We start from the raw sequence: 17,697 nt of genomic DNA on the forward strand, positions 1-17,697 counted from the left end.
ATAATTAATACAACTATTTTCTGAGTTCATCTGATGACTCTGCCAACACCTCAAATACTTTTGAGTTACTCATCTGCGCCACATTAAAACGCATAAAGCTTTCAGCATTTTTTGATTGACTAAAAGCATTGCCTGGGGCTAAGACTACACCTTGTGACAAACAACGATTGGCCAGTTCGGTTGCACTATTATTATCTGGCAAGCGGCACCAAAGAAACATCCCTGCTTGCGGTATTAACCACGGCACAATTCCTAATTTTGCCAAGCGTGGTAGCGTCTGAGAACGTGCGCTTGCAAGTCGCGTATGAATCATGCTCATATGTTTGCGATAACCGCTATCCGTTAACGCTGATAATACAACTGCTGCTGCCAGCTGACCGCTGCCAAAACCAGTCGCTATTTTCAAGTCAAGCAAACTCTCAATCCATTCATTCGGCGCGGCTATATAACCGCAGCGCAAAGATGCCGATAACGTTTTAGAAAAACTACCAATGTAAAATACGCGTGATAAACCGTCTAATGCCGCAAGCCGTGGCGCAGGTTTGACTTCAAAATCAGCAAAAATATCGTCTTCGATAATATATAAACCAGCGGCCTGAGCCAATTGCAGTATTTGGTACGCCGTAGCATGCGATAAAGTTGCACCGGTAGGATTATGGATGGCGGCATTGGTAATATATAGGCGCGGTTTGTGTTCTTCCAAAATAGCTGCAAAAGCCTCTACATCTGGACCACTCGGCGTATAAGGCACGCCAATGACTTTGACTCTATGAGCACGCAATAGCGCTCGAAAATTAAAATAACAAGGGTCATCGACGACTACCGTATCGCCTGCAGCCAATAAAAATCGAAGGATTAAATCTATCGCTTGCGTCCCAGACTCTGTCAGCATTACTTGTGAAGGCTGCGCATCGATACCCAGTCCTGTCATACGCCGTGTCAGTAATTGGCGTAATGCTAATAGCCCCAGCGGCGTTGCATACTCGCTGATAACGGTAGTATCACCTCTTGCCGCATGTCGTAAACCGCGGCGCATACCCTCCTCAAACAGCCAATCTGGTGGTAACCAACCACAGCCCGGCTTCAGTACATTATCGGATGGCTCAAGCGATTGCCGCGACACCCAGAGTGGATCTATCGCGCGATCAAGATTGTGTCCTGTTTCTGTTAATGAGAGCGGCGCTGTCGTCTCTGCGACATAGAACCCTGCGCCAGGACGCGAGTAAATAATACCTTCGGTTTGCAAGCGCTCGTAAGCTTCAACTACCGTTGAGGGTGAAAACCCGTAACTGTTTGCTGCTGCCCGTACGGAGGGCAGGCGTGTTCCGGGCATATAGACGACGGTTACTATCTTTTCTTTCACGTCAGCCATGACGATTTCAATTCGTGTTAATTGATACTTCATATTTTTCAGGTGAACCCATGAATATATAAATTCGATAGAAGAACTGTATGGGTTTTATATGCCAAACAGTTCTGTCCAATTGTACTGGATTGTATATAGATAACCTAATGCGCTTTTGTTTTAATCATTGAACCTAAAACGATGTGATATGGCTGTAAAGCCTGAGTGGTGACAACCATTAATATCAATCAACCCAATGATACTTTTTTAAAAGCGGCTATATATGACCACTCAAAAATATAATAAATATCTGGCATTTGCATTATGCGTGATAACAACTAGCGTTAATATACAAGGACCACTTTACGCCATTTATGCTAAAAATGACGGATACGGTGTGTTAGCGACCACGGTCGCATTCTCTTTTTATGTGTTGGGGGTGATACCGGTATTATTAGCTTTTGGTGGACTCTCCGATAGGATTGGGAGACGCAAGACGATTTTAATCTCTTTAGGTTTATCAATAGCGGCAACTGCTCTGATGATGTTCTATCCTTATACGCGAGCGTTAGCAGTAGCGCGATTGTTACTTGGTGTTGGCACAGCCTTAATGGCAGCAACAGCGACCGCATATATGATTGAGTTGATTGGCTCCTCCGATACAGGGCGTGCCACCACTTGGGTCACTGCAAGTACCACTATAGGTTTTGGTCTTGGGCCTGCACTAACGACAGTTTCTTTGTTATTTTATGAGACAGAGCAACCTGCTAGCTTTTTCCTCATGCTAATAGGCGCGTTTTTATCAATAGTTTTAGTATGGCGATTACCTGAGACTGCGCACGGGCGCTCGAACACTCGTGGATCAATGCTCAAACTGCCGTATTTTAATCGTGAGGTAATATGGTATGGCGGCGGAATTTTGATTTGTTGGGCGACTACCGGATTGGTATTATCGATTATTCCGTCAGTATTGGCCACACATGGACTGGCTAAGTATGCTGGTATATCCTCTATGCTCGCCATCAGTTGCGGATTATTGTTTCAGCCTATCGCTCGAAAGTTTGACCCGCAGGTATCATGTAAACTGGGTATTCTGATTTTACTGCCCGCTTATGCACTGCTTGCTTGGGGCGCTTTGAATGCCAATCTATCAGCAATTCTTTTAGCGGCTTTTTTAGCGAGCAGTAGTTGTTATGGCTTTGTTTATTTAGGCGGGTTGTCAGGGGTGACACAGTCTGCTGGCACTGAGCAAGCACGAGCCAGTGCTGGCTATTTTTTAATGGCTTACATGGGGTTTAGTATTCCGGTAATCTTTACGGGTTTGATTATCGATAAATATGGCGCTGCTATCGCATTCTATGCTTTTGGGTTGTTTCTTTTAATTGGAGCATTAGTATTGTTTGCATGTCAGTCTATTCTAAAGCCAGAGTCTGCCACTATTGCAACACCTTAATATAAGATTTGTTTTAGCTAAATAGCTTCAACAAGCTTTTTTGATAGGAAATAAATAGATGTTTGTCATTGTAGTCAATCACACCGCACACTAAACCTAACATAGGGCACAATCAGATAATGACTACTCTCCTTACCATGATAACCTGCTTTTTCATACTAAGAAATATCTTGCTGATAAAACAAGGTAGTGGTAAATCCCATCATAGCTAGGAGCTCATTACCTTGCCCTTGAGCCGAATACTCTTTAGCAAAAGAGGTTGCAAACTGGGCAATTTGTTGTCTCTTGATTGAGTAAAAACCATCGCTTTTTTTATCTTGCTGACGGCAGGCGACAAGAAACAGTCCAGTAATATCATAGCGATTTTTCGTCCAGCTATCTTGGCAAAACGTCTGTTCTATAAACTCCCGTCCCGCATTATTAACCAGAGCGCGCGGCGTTAGCATAAGCTCGTCCAAACGCATAAAGCGATGAAAGGTCAGCATGGCAGGCGGATTAACCGCAGGCAAGTCGATTTGCTCACTATGAGTAGGTAGGATATTGGCAAGGGTAGGATGATGCGCTTTATAATGCAGTAGTAATGTCAGGGTTTGCTTCGCTCGCCGCGTTACGTTAGTGCCACATACAGCGGTCTGTCGTGGCTATGATCGCTATGATCAATGGCAGTTGCAGTTGACGACTGCTCATCAATGACATAGACGTGATCAAACTCCATGCCTTTAGCACTATGGTAGGTAATTAATATCACTTGTGTATTATCATCTTATAAGGTGGACTCTAGCACCTGTAGTAATTGCTCATAAGTCACATTTGCCACCTCTTGAGTACGACTGATAATTGCATCCCATGCTTTATCTAAAGGGTCTAGCTTTTGTTCTGTACGCTAATGCTCCAAAATTTCAGTCACATTGCCCTAAATAAGATGCTTTGTTTAATAAACGGTAGATAAACAGAGCATGCTGGCAAAATTACTTAGCATCAAAATGCCAATAGTGGTCACCATCAATTAGAGCCTCACTTTTTGGATCGATCTCCAAATCTAGCCAAAGTGTTTGATATTGATTCAATTGTGACATTAAGTCAGAAGGATGATAAACCACTTGTAGCTGCTTAAGGTCTTTTGTGGTGGTAAGGCGCAAAAATTCAGGTAGGTCTGACATACTTATAGCTTCTAGGTAGTGAGTAAATAACTAAAGTATATGCTTTCCTTTATCGTCTCTAGAGCCACAGTCAACTAGTATTTGCCAGTATTATCATATCTTTGACAATTTTTCGATACACAGCCACTATATTAGCCTTGTAGACATTGCTTATGCTTCTAGTCCGTAGAAATCAATTCTAAATATTGATATTATCGATATCACCGTTTATTAAATTAGGTATGCCAACGTTTATGCTAGCGAACACTATAGATTGGAAAGATATAAAGAGCTATGAGTACTCAAAAAATACAGCCTTTGAAGAGGTTGTTTGCCAGTTAGCTTATAACGAGAATAAAGAAAATGGCCAATATATTAGAGTAAAAGCCCCTGATGGTGGTGTTGAGTCTTATCTAATTTTAGACAATGAAGAAGAGATTGGTTGGCAGGCTAAGTATTTCTTCGATATTCAAGATAGTCAATTTAAGCAGATTAAGAAATCATTTGAGACAGCCATCACAAAGCATCCAAATCTTGTTAAATATTATGTCTGTTGTCCTATTGATAGAGCAGACCCGAGAATACCAGATAAAAAATATCTTCAGGATAGATGGAACGACTTCGTAGAAGATTGTAAAGCAATAGCGTCAGAAAAAGGTATGACTGTTGAGGTCGAGTTTTGGGGTGCTTTTGAGCTTAATAATAAACTGCAAAAACCTATAAATGCTGGCATCGTTCAATTCTGGTTTGGTGGAGATAATTTTTCTAAGATATGGTTTATCGAACAGGTCAATACGTCTATTAAAAATCTGGGGCCAAGATTTACGCCCGAACTCAACGTGGAAATACATGAAATTAATCATAATTTCGATGCTGTATTAAAGAATGAACAGGCAAGAACCTATATTTTTGAGAAACTTAACGTGCTCTATAAAGCACTTAAAAGTTTGAAAGGATCTTGCGATAAGTATGGGTTAGATATAAAGGATGACTTTAATAAACTATCAAATTGCTTAGTAGATAGTTGGCAAAATATATCAAGGGGAGACGCCAGCGTCATCCTAATCGAAAATACTGATGACATAGCAGTTAAAGAAATAGTAAGGTTATCTGGAAGCATTTTTAATGATATTAGTAAAGAAAGCAGAATGATTGAAGGTGAAAGCGATAGACGAGCATTTCAAAATGACAAGTACGAATTTAGGAACGCTATTGATGATTTTGAAGTAGATTCACAAGCATTTAACTTATTTAACCACCCTTATCTGATCGTTTATGGCGATGCGGGTATTGGCAAGTCTCATCTATTAGGTGATTTTTCAAACAAGTTAATTAAAGACAAGAAGCCGAGCATTTTCGTTCTCGGTCAAACATTGACAGACACCACGAACCCCTGGACGCAAATCTTAAAAGATGAGCTAAGACTTGACTGTAATGAAGATGTATTTCTAGGTGTTTTAAATACGATAGGTCACGCTCAACAAGAGAGGGTTCCTATTGTCATTGATGCTTTGAACGAAGGCAAAGGACGTTCATTCTGGAAAAATACGTTGGCAGGCTTTATTGAAAAGTTTAAAAAATATCCTTGGGTAGCGCTGGTACTATCAGTTCGAAGTGAATACAAAGAAGAGATTTTAACTAACGTACAACAAGATATTGAGGATGGCATAGTCAGTGAAGTGCGCCATTATGGGTTTCAGTCTAACGTTTTTGAGGCGGTTCGGTCATTCTTTGAGTATTATCAGTTGGCTTTGCCCAAAGAGCCGTTACTAACGCAAGAATTTACGAATCCTTTATTTCTTAAGATTTATTGTGAGTATAGAAAACACGCACAAACCGATGACTTCGCAATGGTATTGACAGAAGTTTTCGATAATTACTTCTCATCAATCAATGCCAAGATAGCTAATGAGTTTGGATATAGATCTACTTTAAATTATGTGCAAAAAATACTAAATAAGTTAGCTGAAGAAATTTTCCGTAATAACGCTCAATCGTTAACTTATGAACATGCAATACAAGTTGTCGATGCTCACACCTATTCTTTGAATGCAGATATATTTTTGCAAGTCCTGATTGATGAGAATCTACTAACTTCTTACCAAAATCCAAGAGACAACAGCGAAATACTGTATTTCTCATATGAGCGTTTTTATGACTATTTGACCGCTAACTTTATTTGCGATGATAATACGACAACAAAAGGTTTAGAAACATCCCTTAATTGTGATAAATTCAGCGTAATGTATAAGAGTCAACGGCTATCACAAGGTGCATTGAGTATCTTGTCTGTGCTTATTCCTAGCAAATTTGAAGTTGAGCTGTTTGAGTTGTTAGATAAAGACAATATTTATCAAAACTATTCATTTGGCTTAGCGTTCATTGATGGCTTGTACTGGCGTGACCGTAGCAATTTTGATTTCAACAAGTGCAAGGATTATATAAATAACGGTCTTTTAAGATATGATGATCTGTTTGCTAAACTTATAGACTTACAGTACAAGGTAGCAGGTAAAGAAAACCATCCATTAAATGCCAATAAATTGCATGAGTGGCTTTCAAAGTATAGTTTAGCTGATAGAGATGCGTTTTGGACGACACACATTAGTAATAGCTATATCGATGAAGATTCTGCTATTTATACGCTTATCGACTGGGCAAAAAAACAAGGTTTTTCAGAGAGTTTAACCGATACTAGCAGATACCTAGTCGCTGTTGCCCTTAGTTGGGTTTTTACCAGTACAAACATCAAGTTACGAGACAATGCCACAATAGCATTGACTCGCCTTCTACAAAACCACATTCATGTTACGGTTCAATTGCTATCAACCTTTCAAGAGGTAGATGATCCTTATGTGCTTGAGCGTGTTTTAGCTTCAGTGTATGGTGCAATATTATCGTCACAGAGCCATGAAGCAATAAATGAGATATCCAGTTTTATCCTTAGCAATATTTTCGCTAAAGAAGAGGTGTATCCTAATGTTCTTGTAAGAGACTTTGCTCGAAATATCATTGAATATGCTAATAGCCATAATTTAGTAGGTTTTAGCGAAAGTGAGCTGACGTTAGCTAGACCACCATATAAGAGTGCTTTTCCTGAAAGCCTTCCTAGTAATGAAGATGTTGATAGCAAATACAGTAATGATTATAAAGATGAAAGTGTTCCTAAATATCGTTTTGCTCAAGATAGAATTATAAGCTCAATGACGACAGAGTATGGCAGGGGTATGTGTCGTTACGGCGATTTTGGACGTTACGTTTTTCAGTCTAATTTTAGTAACTGGAGTAATATAAATATTGATAAGCTTAGCAATTATGCCGTAGAAATAATTTTTGATAAATTCGGTTATGATGCAGAAAAACACGGAGAGTTTGATCGAAACACTCCCTATACAGGTCGTGGTGAAAACAGAGTTGAACGAATTGGTAAAAAGTATCAGTGGATGGCAATGTATGAAGTGGTAGCTAGAGTAGCGGATAACTTTGAAATGACAGACCCATCAACACGTTGGAAAGATGATAAGAAATATTTATGGTATAACGGTTCTGTAGAGCCTTCTTTTAGAGATATTGACCCTACGTTCATACCTCCTGATTCAACTAACATCCGTCTTATAACTTCCCCTAATTACAATGGGTGGAGTGATGATTTTGAAAATTGGGTAGTTTCAAAAAATGATTTAATTGATTCAAAAGAAGTTATCTTAAACTATTTTCAGAACGAAGACTGGTTATCCCTAGATAGGCATATTGAATTTGAACCTAATAAGAAGTTAGGTGATGGTGATTACTCTGGCTCATATCAACGTATGTGGTATATGGTTAACACATATTTGGTTAAAGATGAAGACTTCGATTTGGTAATAGCGAATATAAAAAATAGAAACTTTATGGGCCGATGGATGCCTCAGCCCATAGAAAGATATAACGATATATTTAATTTAGAGTATTACTGGTCACCTTTGCTAGAAGTTTATGAAAGTGAATACTACGGTAGTTATGGGTGGCAAAATATACGTGAACGCCGAGTTAATTCAGATGAAGATAGCTTAGGTGAGGTTTATATTTGTTCAGAAAGTCATATTTCAGAAGGGGTGAAAAATCGTGATCTTAGCTATAACATCAGCGCACCTGCTCAATTATTAGTTGATAGTTTTGGTTTAAAGAACGATAAGTTTTCAGGTTCATGGGTTGATAAGCATGATGAATTAGTAATGTTCGACGCTTCTTTTTATGGTAATGAATCTGGTAACAACCTAATGGTGAAAAAGGACGCATTAGAAGAGCTGCAAAAAAGCACTGGATGTAGAGTGATCTGGACAATACTTTCAGAGAAAATTGCGATGTACGGAGGTACTAAATCAACTGAAAAAAGGTTAAATATTTCGGGTGTATATTACCTAGAGGATGGGGAGTTGGTCGGTGAGGATTTTTTCTTTACAACTTGAGCACTTTATTTATATTCAAGACTAAAAATTATATGATCTTTAAAAGTTATAGAGTATCTTCTGGATTTTTTGTAACTGCTATTTAGATCAAATAATTATTAGGACGGTCATCAAAAATAACCATAAATCGATTAAGAGTAGCCATCTAATTACAAATTGACATAGATTGCTTTTATACGTTTGTTGGGCTACTAGGTTAGGTACATTGGCTTGAAAGTTGCCTGATCAGAAGAGATTACTTAAGATATCTTGTGCCGCGCGATTTTATCGATCAGTAAAAATCCCAAGCCAAACAGCTTCACTTTCTGATAGATGCATGCTATATGGGCCTTTTTTACCATCAAGACTCACGCTTAAGGAAAGAGAGCCATATTAATACCCTCTACTTATCTTGATAAACTTTAACTACGATATAGCCTGAATAGACAATAGGATAGATAGTACTCAAAGGCTACTCGATCGGAATGGGCTCAATTACACTAATCAATTATCGATATTCACTTACTAACTTTGTGGTTTCGAAGTAAATGAGGTGCAAGTAATAAGTCAATATCCATTTTACCCCTTAATTTTACTTCTTGAATAATGTTTATTAATATTTCAGTATTAGCATCCAGTAGACATTCTAATTCTTGAATACGTTTCTCAAGTCTTTTATTCTTCTCTAGCAATGCTTTGTTGCTTTTTCCATTAACGTAAATTTGCTTTTCTCTTTCAGTAAACCCATTTGATTCTATTTGTTCAGTCATGTATCCGCTAATTAGTTCTTTACGTGAACTTAGAGTGCTTATCTTACCCCTGATGTAGCCCTTACTTTTCAAACGATCATATAGGCTCTTATGAGTTATTGGACTTATATCGTATCCTTCATCAAGCATTAGTTGTAGTTCAGACTCTATGGCTTTATTTAACTCTTGTCCTCTTAGTACTGGTTTATCAATACTATCTTGTAACATTAGATTACCTCCTTACCCTCAGACTTATCATATTCTATCGTAAATAACTCGCTAATCGTTATTGGTAATCTTTTAACGCCTTCATCATGTTGATACATACTAATTTTAGTTAGCCCTTGCTGTCGTTCAATCATCCTATCCTCTATAATTTGTAAATTTTGTAATTGAGTTTTAGTCTTGTCTAAAATCTTATTAGGATGCGAAATACTATTGCTGTTGCTAATAAACTCATACTGTTCCATTAAGCTCTTTTTAACTTCTATTAGATTGTTTAATTCACCCAAGCGTCCTGTAACAGTGAAATCGCTACATGGACTACCTGTTTGGCATGCTAAGCGTTTCGGACACCCATTAGCCCCTATATTACGCGTACAGGAACCAAAGGGTAGGGGATATAGATAAGCATGCCTCTTTATTAGTTCGTCAGCTAAAACTTCACTATTAATAAGTTCGTTCTGATAAGATTGACCTAGACCTTCGATAAAATCATTGAATAAAACATCCGATGGTAAAGGTTTGAAAAAATCAGCTATTTCATCTTTGTTATCAAAAGTGTGTAAATTACTTCTAATATTATTTTCTAATGATCGATCGGGAGAAGCATATAGACTTAGATCTTCCAGCAGAGTATCAATAGGAGTTTTAACAAGGGGCTCTTGACTTATTAAAGCGTTATGTTCTGACAAAGTAACCGAATCGATCTTACTCGCAGCTTTTTTAGAAGATAAATCAGCTTTGAAGGTTTTTTGTCGTAAGCTAAGGTGCTGATAACTTTTATTTTGACTGGGATTTGTACGACCCATAAGCATTGCTTGTAGATGTTCTGAGACTTCAGCAATTGCTAAAAAAGTGTTGATATTATGTCTGGGTATGTGGCTTGTAATTTTAGAGTGTACGTTATCTTTGTCCTTGAGATCAAACTTCTCAAACACTGATATATTTCTTGTAGCTCCTAAAAAACCATTAATAAGAATATTAGTCAAGGGAATAATATTGGTCTTGTTGTAGAAGTTTCTTTTTAGGTTAGTGGACCTATATTCATGTATGAATAGAAGGTCTTCAAAAGGAATGGTTTCTTGTATACCCTCATAATTAAAAATATAATCTATAGGATTAGATTTATCATAATCTGATAGTGATTTTATAAATTCATTAATAGTTTTTTTGGAATAATATCTGAGAATACTTTTACCGCTAGGCAGCTCTTTATCTGGAACCACTCCCGCTGATTTGAAGGATTTTAAAGCCATATCTCTTTGTCCTGCACGACCTAGCTTACTTTCTTTCAAATGGAAAAGTAGGTTCATCAAGTCGTCAAGCTCAATTAAATCTGACTCGATATCGTCAATAGCTTTAGGTAGAAGATCAATTAAATTCTTACTTCTTAAATATTTTAATGTGTTTCTAGGCTTTTCTGTAAGCTCAATAGTATCTAAAACTAGTCTTTCTATTAAGTTAGAAGAGGAGGGTTCAACCCAGTGAATTCTCTCTCCAGCACCTTTAGCACCATAGTAGCGAATACCGAGTGAATACTGTTCTATACCATTATGCTTCAAGGTACTCCCACTTGAAGGATCAAGCAAAGGTTTTTTGATTAAACAATCCTTCTTTAGTAGAATTGCTTCAGTCGAGCGAAACCCAGTAACTATTAAAATAGTTAAAAGGTTTAATAACATCTTCTCACTGTTTGTTTGACATAAACTCTTTAATGATGCGATATTAATAAAAGTTTGAATCGATATAAGTTTTTTTGTGTCAACTTCATCTTCATCTATGTCCAGTTTATCTATTAGTTCTTTCGTCTTTCTTGCATTAGGTGTTCTATTTTTACTACTAAGATAGTTATAATCATTTTCAAATTCTAATCTCTTACTCAGGTGCATATGCTTGTTAATAAGTTCTTGAAGTCTCAAATATGTACCAGCAATATCAGGTAGACTTTTGGGATTGCTATTTTTAACTTGAATTTCAAAAGCGTTAACCAAAACTTCGGTACACAAGCTTTGTGGAGAGTTGTCGTCAGTTAAAGTAACTAAAGAATAATACCAACGTTTGAGAATTAATAGTTCAGCATGAAGTTTTTGCGGTGACGCTTTGGAGTTAGATCTTCTATAACTAAGTACTAATATTGATCTAAAGAAATCATAAAAATTTTCTGAGATATCAAACGCAGGTAAACCTTTTAATCGTTTGCCTTCATTAAATACTAAGTTTACGTCTTTACTTCTACAGTACAACCAGCCAGATCCTTTCTCACCACCTTGCCAATACGTATCATTCCACGTTTGATTAAAGTCTGAGGATAAATGTCGGTTAAAATGATCTTTTTGCTCATTTATAAAATCGAGGTAAGCTTTATTTGACATTATATATCCTCCATTAAACTACATCTTGCTATCACAGACTCAATTTCAAACTTTGTACTTTCGTGTACTAATAGCAGAGGGTTTCTGGAACATTGTGTAGAGTCAGCGATAGTGATAATATCATTAACTTCTGACTGTATGCTCTCTAACACTTCTGAATGATCTTTGTCTTTAAATGGATGAAAATATAAGCATCCATAGCAATTCCTGACTTGCTCGAATGGGCAAGTATCATCATATGCACAACCCCCTATTTCATGATGAAAATCTTTATGAACGAAGCCACTAACTTTTTTTCCTAACCATTTAGATTTTTTAACAATAGTACTTGTCATAAACATAGCGATCATTTGCTTGTATGCAGCATTTTTCCCTAATGCTTTAGCTCTAATAATTGCAGTTTCAGGTGATGAAAATATATAATGCCTAGCAACAACAAGACTTGAATGACCTAGGATGTAGGCAATCTCTTCAGCACTCGCTCCTGACATTGCCATGCTATGTCCAACATGATGTCTAAATTGTGACATCGAATATTTTATTTGAAGTATATCTCCACTTAAAACTTGAGTCCTATATTCGACAGGTGAAAACTTAAATAGCTGATCGTTAATAGCCTCTGAGCATGTGACAGCGGATTTTTCTCCTAACTCGAATAGTTTATCTGTATCTGATAATTTTAATCGATGAATATAGGTAAGTATGATAAAAGCAATTTCTTCTGGCAACTTTATAGCTACTTTTTTGTGCGTAAAGCGTGCTTGTTTTGCATAAGGGACCAAAAGGCTGTATCTTGCTATACCTAGTGAATCTTCTGGTATATCTTCTTTTAAGTCTCCAGCTGAAAGCTTTGACATTTGAACAGGGCGCATACCTGTAGTGAATGCCAACGCTAATATTGACGCATTTTTTAGCTCTGACTTGCTTATCGAATCTTTTTTCGCCGAATTTAATATATGATTGAGCTCTATAAACCCTTTTTGAATTATATTAATAGTTGGTAAGTCTATATTATCTTCATATTCTTCGTAATAAAGACTACTTCTTGTAGATTTAGGTTTTTTTATTATTTCTAGGTCATATTCGTCATCAATAGAAAATTCTGGAAAGCCCTCCAAAATAAAAGTAATTATAATAAATTTAATCGAAAAGTAAAATTGTTTATCATCGGTTGAGTTAATTAAAATCTTCTTAGACTTTTTAAAGTTAATTATTCTTTCAGTAACACTAAGGTGTTTAAAAAACTTTCTTATTTTTCTAAACTTATCTCCTAGATGAGAGGGGGAGTTTTTATATATATACTTAATCAAAAGAAACTTTATTATTTTCACCTCTACGTAATTCATATCTTTAAATGAAATTTTTTCACGATTTCCAGAGTATTTAAACTCCCAAATATCCTTTGAAACATTTATAAACTTATCATCAAATTTATCTGCACGTATGAATCGTACGATTTTAGGTAGTTTTATTTCATTAATAAAATCTAACTGCTCATTTGAGAATATTGACTCCTCAGTTATCATTTCATTCGTATAATTTTTTTTAATAGATAGGTTCATAAAGCGTCTCCATGATTTGTCATTCTATTAATATTCGTAGTGTTAGCACGCTCTGATAAATATCTATCAGCATATTTACTTACCATTAAACTATTTGAACTCCAGCCTCCAGATTTTTTCAAATCCTCTATTGCTTGACTCATTGCAACCTCATGATTAGATGAACTATTCATAGCTGTAATATACGTGTATTCTAGCATTAGCGTAGCCCAGGTATGACGACAGACATGTGCACTCAACTTGTCAATCGAACCAGTGTACCTAGAGTCATAATATTCTGGATATAATTCTCTAAGCTGTTTATCCCATGCATTAAACATCTTCTTTATAGATGAGTAACTCAATGGAGAAAATGGAGATTGTAAAGACAAAAATAATAAATCAGACTTTGCATTCTTAGGTCTATGATTTTCAGTATAATAAGATATCAACTTGTAATCATCGCGCGAAAGCTGAAGGATTCTATTTGACTGCTCGTTTTTAATATTAGGTTTGGGTGATCTATAATCTTTGGTATCTTGAGTATCACATACAACTAAGAACGAACTGCCTGCATTCCCATCTAATTTTATTGATTTTGTCGATAGGAGTAGTAATTCACTTGCTCTTAATCCGTAATTTATGAGTAATCGGACGATAAGAAAGTTACGGAACTGAGTTGAGTTATCTTTAAAAATGTTTTTAGGATTATTTTTTGTTGGAGTCGATGGTAATATGATTTCATAAAAACTATCTTTCATACGCTTAGTTAAACTTTTAAATTGTTTCACATTACTATTACTAGAAGACATTCTAGTATATTGATCTAATTTATTCTGAAGAGTTAGCATTATTCTTCTATTGGAATTATGTCTTAAGTTATTATTTTCAATATCTTGCCATGTAAAATTATCAGTTAGAAAAATTAGATACTTTATAGTGTCTTGAATTTTTTTTGATATTGTAGTGTAATTCATTTCTACCTGTTTATTTATTCTTATCAGATTCTTATCATATTTACTATTGTTTTCAAGATATATAAAAAAACTATCAATCTCCTCAATAAATATTTCAGCATTATATTTACTTTCATAGAACGATAAACAAAAATCTTCGTTAAATTTCTCTTTCCAAAAAGTATGCCAAAACTTCAATGCGTTCAAATTACCCTGTTGAGTTGAAAGACTTTTAAGTCTCAATTTCGACATGACGTAAAGTAGAGGGTAGAGACATGGAGAGCGTGTTTCTTCATCAATCAAAATGTACCTTCGATTGTCAGATGGGTTAGATAGTTTGACTAGACTAACTAAAAACATATGGGTCTATCCTTATTCGAGACAGTTATATATAGTTTTTATATGAATTGAGAGCATCTGGTGCAATTTGTCAAACACCCTTCGCTCTCACAGTTCAAAGATTATTATTGATAATTTTTGCAAGAATACTGTTATAAAGTTATGATTGACTTAGAAGGTTATTTAGGATTTATAGGGTATAATACAGCTTTATAAATTATCCGTATAGTTAACTATTGTAATTAGGATATTAATCAATTGAATAATATATTTTTAGCTGAAGAACGTGTACGACTAGGTTTTAAAGCAAAAGAAGTAGCGGATTTTGCGGGGATAGCAATACCAACGCAGTCTAATTATGAGAAAGGTAAACGAAGTCCTGACACAAGATACCTTTATGAAATATCAAAGCTAGGTTTTGATATTCATTATGTGGTCACAGGGAAACGTAGTGTCGATGGAGTATCTAAAGATGATAGATCTTTATTGGAATTATTTAATAATGCCCCTAAAGCTGTCCAAAATTATATAAGGTCAGGTTTGTATATGACCCAACCTCGCAAAATGCTTATCCCAAGTGTTATTGAACCCGATGTAGTTGATACTATTGAATACTCTGCTGATCAAAAGTTAATTGAGAAAGATTGAATAAGTATTCACAGCTCATAGGTTTTTCATGAAAAACCCTAAGATCTCTTTTTAGGAGAGTTTCTTAGTTCATCTATATAATCAGCCCAATTTTGCATCATTAGCACTCTGGTATTAATTTCATCTAATCGGTTATAAGCGCCACCATGCGTATCCTTTATTCGATGTCCTAATTGCAGCTCAGTCACGATATCTGAATAACGCAGCTCAGGTTGTTCCATAAGTAAGGTTTTGGCCGATGCTCGGAATCCATGAGCGCATTGAATATCTTTGTATCCAAGCCTATGGAATATCTGTACTAGAGTCGCTTTACTAATATAGTTATTGCTTGAGGCACGCAGTGATGCAAATACATATTCTTTATGACCTGTGATTACTTGTATTCTTCGTAAGCGTTCAATGACTTGCGTGGCTAAAGGCACAACTAAGTGCGATACCATATCCTCACGGCCTTCGCCTTTAGTAGGAGAGAACGCCCACAGCTTATTATCCCAATCTATATCTTGCCAGCGCATAGAGCGCAAATCGATACTACGTACGAAGACATATGGTAGTAGATTCATTGCCTCCAATGTGATTTTACTTGCACCTTTAAAATTGGACATGTCATTTAGAAGGGTTGCAAACTGATCAGGCTTGGTAATGGCTGGTAAGTGATTGCCTGAGCTGGCAGGTGCAAGCTCACCTCGGGTATCAATCGCCACATTTCTATCGCACAACCCTCGAGCAACAGCAAACGAAAAGACTTTTTCAGTATACAAACGAGTGCTTGCACCAACGAAAGTCGCTTGATTGTCATTATTCTGAATTGACTCACACACACTCAGTATCATCTCGCTGGTGATATCGTCCATTCTCAAGTCGCCAATTTCACGACACATATATCCCAGACATAAATCCCAAAACTTGAGGGTTGACTCACTAAATGACGGTTTTTTAGACTTGCCTTGATTGCGACCTGATGTTTTGTGTTCTCGCCATGCTTGGGCAATGTCAGAAAACGTAGCATTTTTTAGGTGAGTATACTTATTAGTTTGCTCTTTTTGCTGGATAGCTTTAGGGTCAGAACCTTTTGCGACCGTATTAAGGATGGCTTCTGCTTTATACTTAACTTCATGTAAACTGATCTCCTCAATCTTACCTAACATCATCCTAGGGCGTTTGCCCTCGATATGTGGATGGGAATATCGCAAGTAGTATTCCTTTTTACCATTTGGATAAATACGCAGACTTAAACCAGCCACACCTGAGACACTGACCGAATAATCCTTATCTCGGCATTCAAGCTTATTGATATCGTTTGCATTATTGATAGTCATGATGTGTATCCGTAATTTCTCTAAGGTAGATGAGTTATGATTATTGATCTAATATCTATATGCTGAGGTCCAGAGTAATTTTTCAGTAGGTTTTTCAAGTTAAGGAAAGCAGCATGGAATATTATTGGACACTGCTATGGACACTGGTATTCGCTAATATTATTAGAAAAACCTTATATAATAAAGGTTTTAACACTTAATTATCCCCAAGTTAAGGTTGGGGATAATTATAGTATAGTGGAGAAAGAAGGAGTAAGCTATTTTTTTGTTGATATATATGGTGTTTGAAGGAATAAACTTCACATAGGTTAAAAGTAAGAGTGCTGTTTGCTATTGGCAATAGAGTCCTTCGACATATTTGCACGAAAAACCGTGCTCCTGTACTTGCACAGAATACCTTAATCAGGGTGATAGTACTGTTCTGTGCAAATTTGGAAGGTATCAACTCAATGCTTTATATTAAGATATCTCAGGAAGAACGAGAGATGTTAGAAAAGACCAATGAATGTTTCACTAATTAGGAAGGCTCTTTTGATGACTCTAAATAAAAGCGTATTACAACGTAGTTAGCTATGATGATAGCAGCTATAAGGTGCATCTAGATTGGACCTACTGATATGCCAAGTAGGCGCATTGTCAGAGCTTGTATACATGCTTATCAATGATATAGAGTAATAGGCATTCAGAAGGGTTATTGCTTTTACTTTGAGCTGATTGTCACTTGGTGGCGAATACTTCTGTACCTAACGTAGTTCAAGCATATTCGCATTAATGAGGAAGTCGGCTAAGCTACCAACAATCGATTGATGAGTGATTCGGTTATTAGGTGATGATTAGAAATGACAGATTATGCAAAGGGCTTGGTAGGTATTGTGAAGGTAATAAGCTTAGCAATGATGAGCAGAGCAAGATTACCAAACAGACTAACTTTGAATGAATAGTAAAATTACTGTATCTACAACATATCTATAATAGGCTTCTGGAATATATAGAGAGGCTATTAGCGACTTGAATTAATACATTAATCGATTACGGATAAACTAGGATCTATGAAGACTCTATACATTAAGGCTTCAAGATATATCAGTTAGTAATTATACTAGCGGTGATTACAATGATTATTTGAACAGGTAACACATATCATGGTTAAGCAATTAACAACCAGACTGACTAACAAATTACTGTTT

12 protein-coding genes are annotated in these 17,697 nt (G+C 36.4%); 3 read left to right on the plus strand and 9 right to left on the minus strand.

Features of this window, described 5'->3' with window-relative positions; genetic code table 11:
• Nucleotides 1-13 precede the first annotated feature (13 nt).
• Complete coding sequence (locus tag B2866_RS10615) at nt 14-1,405, minus strand: PLP-dependent aminotransferase family protein (RefSeq protein WP_296193900.1); 1,392 nt, start codon at nt 1,403-1,405, stop codon at nt 14-16.
• Nucleotides 1,406-1,628: 223 nt separating this feature from the next.
• Here B2866_RS10615 and B2866_RS10620 point away from each other — a divergent pair, with 223 nt between their 5' ends.
• Nucleotides 1,629-2,798: an MFS transporter gene (locus B2866_RS10620; RefSeq protein WP_296193904.1), complete on the plus strand. Its 1,170-nt coding sequence runs from the start codon at nt 1,629-1,631 to the stop codon at nt 2,796-2,798.
• Between the two features lie 158 nt (nt 2,799-2,956).
• Here the strand turns inward: B2866_RS10620 and B2866_RS10625 are convergent, their stop codons facing one another.
• The 3 genes from B2866_RS10625 to B2866_RS10635 all read right to left on the minus strand — a co-directional run bounded on the left by B2866_RS10625 (nt 2,957) and on the right by B2866_RS10635 (nt 3,958).
• Nucleotides 2,957-3,307, minus strand: coding sequence for a hypothetical protein (locus B2866_RS10625; RefSeq protein ID WP_296193907.1), 351 nt, complete (start codon nt 3,305-3,307; stop codon nt 2,957-2,959).
• A gap of 98 nt (nt 3,308-3,405) precedes the next feature.
• Nucleotides 3,406-3,546 (minus strand): 3'-5' exonuclease, encoded by a 141-nt coding sequence (locus tag B2866_RS10630; protein WP_296193911.1) that lies wholly within the window; start codon nt 3,544-3,546, stop codon nt 3,406-3,408.
• Nucleotides 3,547-3,766: 220 nt separating this feature from the next.
• Entirely contained in the window at nt 3,767-3,958 is a 192-nt protein-coding gene (locus B2866_RS10635; RefSeq protein ID WP_296193913.1) for a hypothetical protein, read from the minus strand.
• Nucleotides 3,959-4,191: 233 nt separating this feature from the next.
• Here B2866_RS10635 and B2866_RS10640 point away from each other — a divergent pair, with 233 nt between their 5' ends.
• Complete coding sequence (locus B2866_RS10640; protein WP_296193916.1) at nt 4,192-8,385, plus strand: NACHT domain-containing protein; 4,194 nt, start codon at nt 4,192-4,194, stop codon at nt 8,383-8,385.
• 497 nt (nt 8,386-8,882) lie between these two features.
• Here B2866_RS10640 and B2866_RS10645 read toward each other — a convergent pair whose 3' ends face one another.
• From B2866_RS10645 to B2866_RS10660, 4 genes are read right to left on the minus strand one after another with little or no spacing between them, the layout of a single operon-like run.
• Complete coding sequence (locus tag B2866_RS10645; RefSeq protein ID WP_296193918.1) at nt 8,883-9,341, minus strand: hypothetical protein; 459 nt, start codon at nt 9,339-9,341, stop codon at nt 8,883-8,885.
• Nucleotides 9,341-11,707 (minus strand): hypothetical protein, encoded by a 2,367-nt coding sequence (locus B2866_RS10650; RefSeq protein WP_296193921.1) that lies wholly within the window; start codon nt 11,705-11,707, stop codon nt 9,341-9,343. Before B2866_RS10650 ends, B2866_RS10645 begins: the two co-directional genes overlap by 1 nt.
• Entirely contained in the window at nt 11,707-13,269 is a 1,563-nt protein-coding gene (locus B2866_RS10655; protein ID WP_296193924.1) for a site-specific integrase, read from the minus strand. The genes B2866_RS10650 and B2866_RS10655 overlap by 1 nt, the downstream gene beginning before the upstream one ends.
• Nucleotides 13,266-14,507 (minus strand): site-specific integrase, encoded by a 1,242-nt coding sequence (locus B2866_RS10660; protein ID WP_296193928.1) that lies wholly within the window; start codon nt 14,505-14,507, stop codon nt 13,266-13,268. Before B2866_RS10660 ends, B2866_RS10655 begins: the two co-directional genes overlap by 4 nt.
• A 294-nt stretch (nt 14,508-14,801) precedes the next feature.
• Here B2866_RS10660 and B2866_RS10665 point away from each other — a divergent pair, with 294 nt between their 5' ends.
• Nucleotides 14,802-15,191, plus strand: coding sequence for a helix-turn-helix domain-containing protein (locus tag B2866_RS10665; RefSeq protein ID WP_201540765.1), 390 nt, complete (start codon nt 14,802-14,804; stop codon nt 15,189-15,191).
• 38 nt (nt 15,192-15,229) lie between these two features.
• On the opposite strand, the gene B2866_RS10670 is transcribed toward B2866_RS10665, so the two are convergent.
• Nucleotides 15,230-16,510 (minus strand): tyrosine-type recombinase/integrase, encoded by a 1,281-nt coding sequence (locus tag B2866_RS10670; RefSeq protein ID WP_201540764.1) that lies wholly within the window; start codon nt 16,508-16,510, stop codon nt 15,230-15,232.
• Nucleotides 16,511-17,697: the final 1,187 nt, after the last annotated feature.

Origin of the sequence: Psychrobacter sp. UBA3483 (assembly GCF_002377905.1) — a bacterium.
Classification (GTDB): Bacteria; Pseudomonadota; Gammaproteobacteria; order Pseudomonadales; family Moraxellaceae; genus Psychrobacter.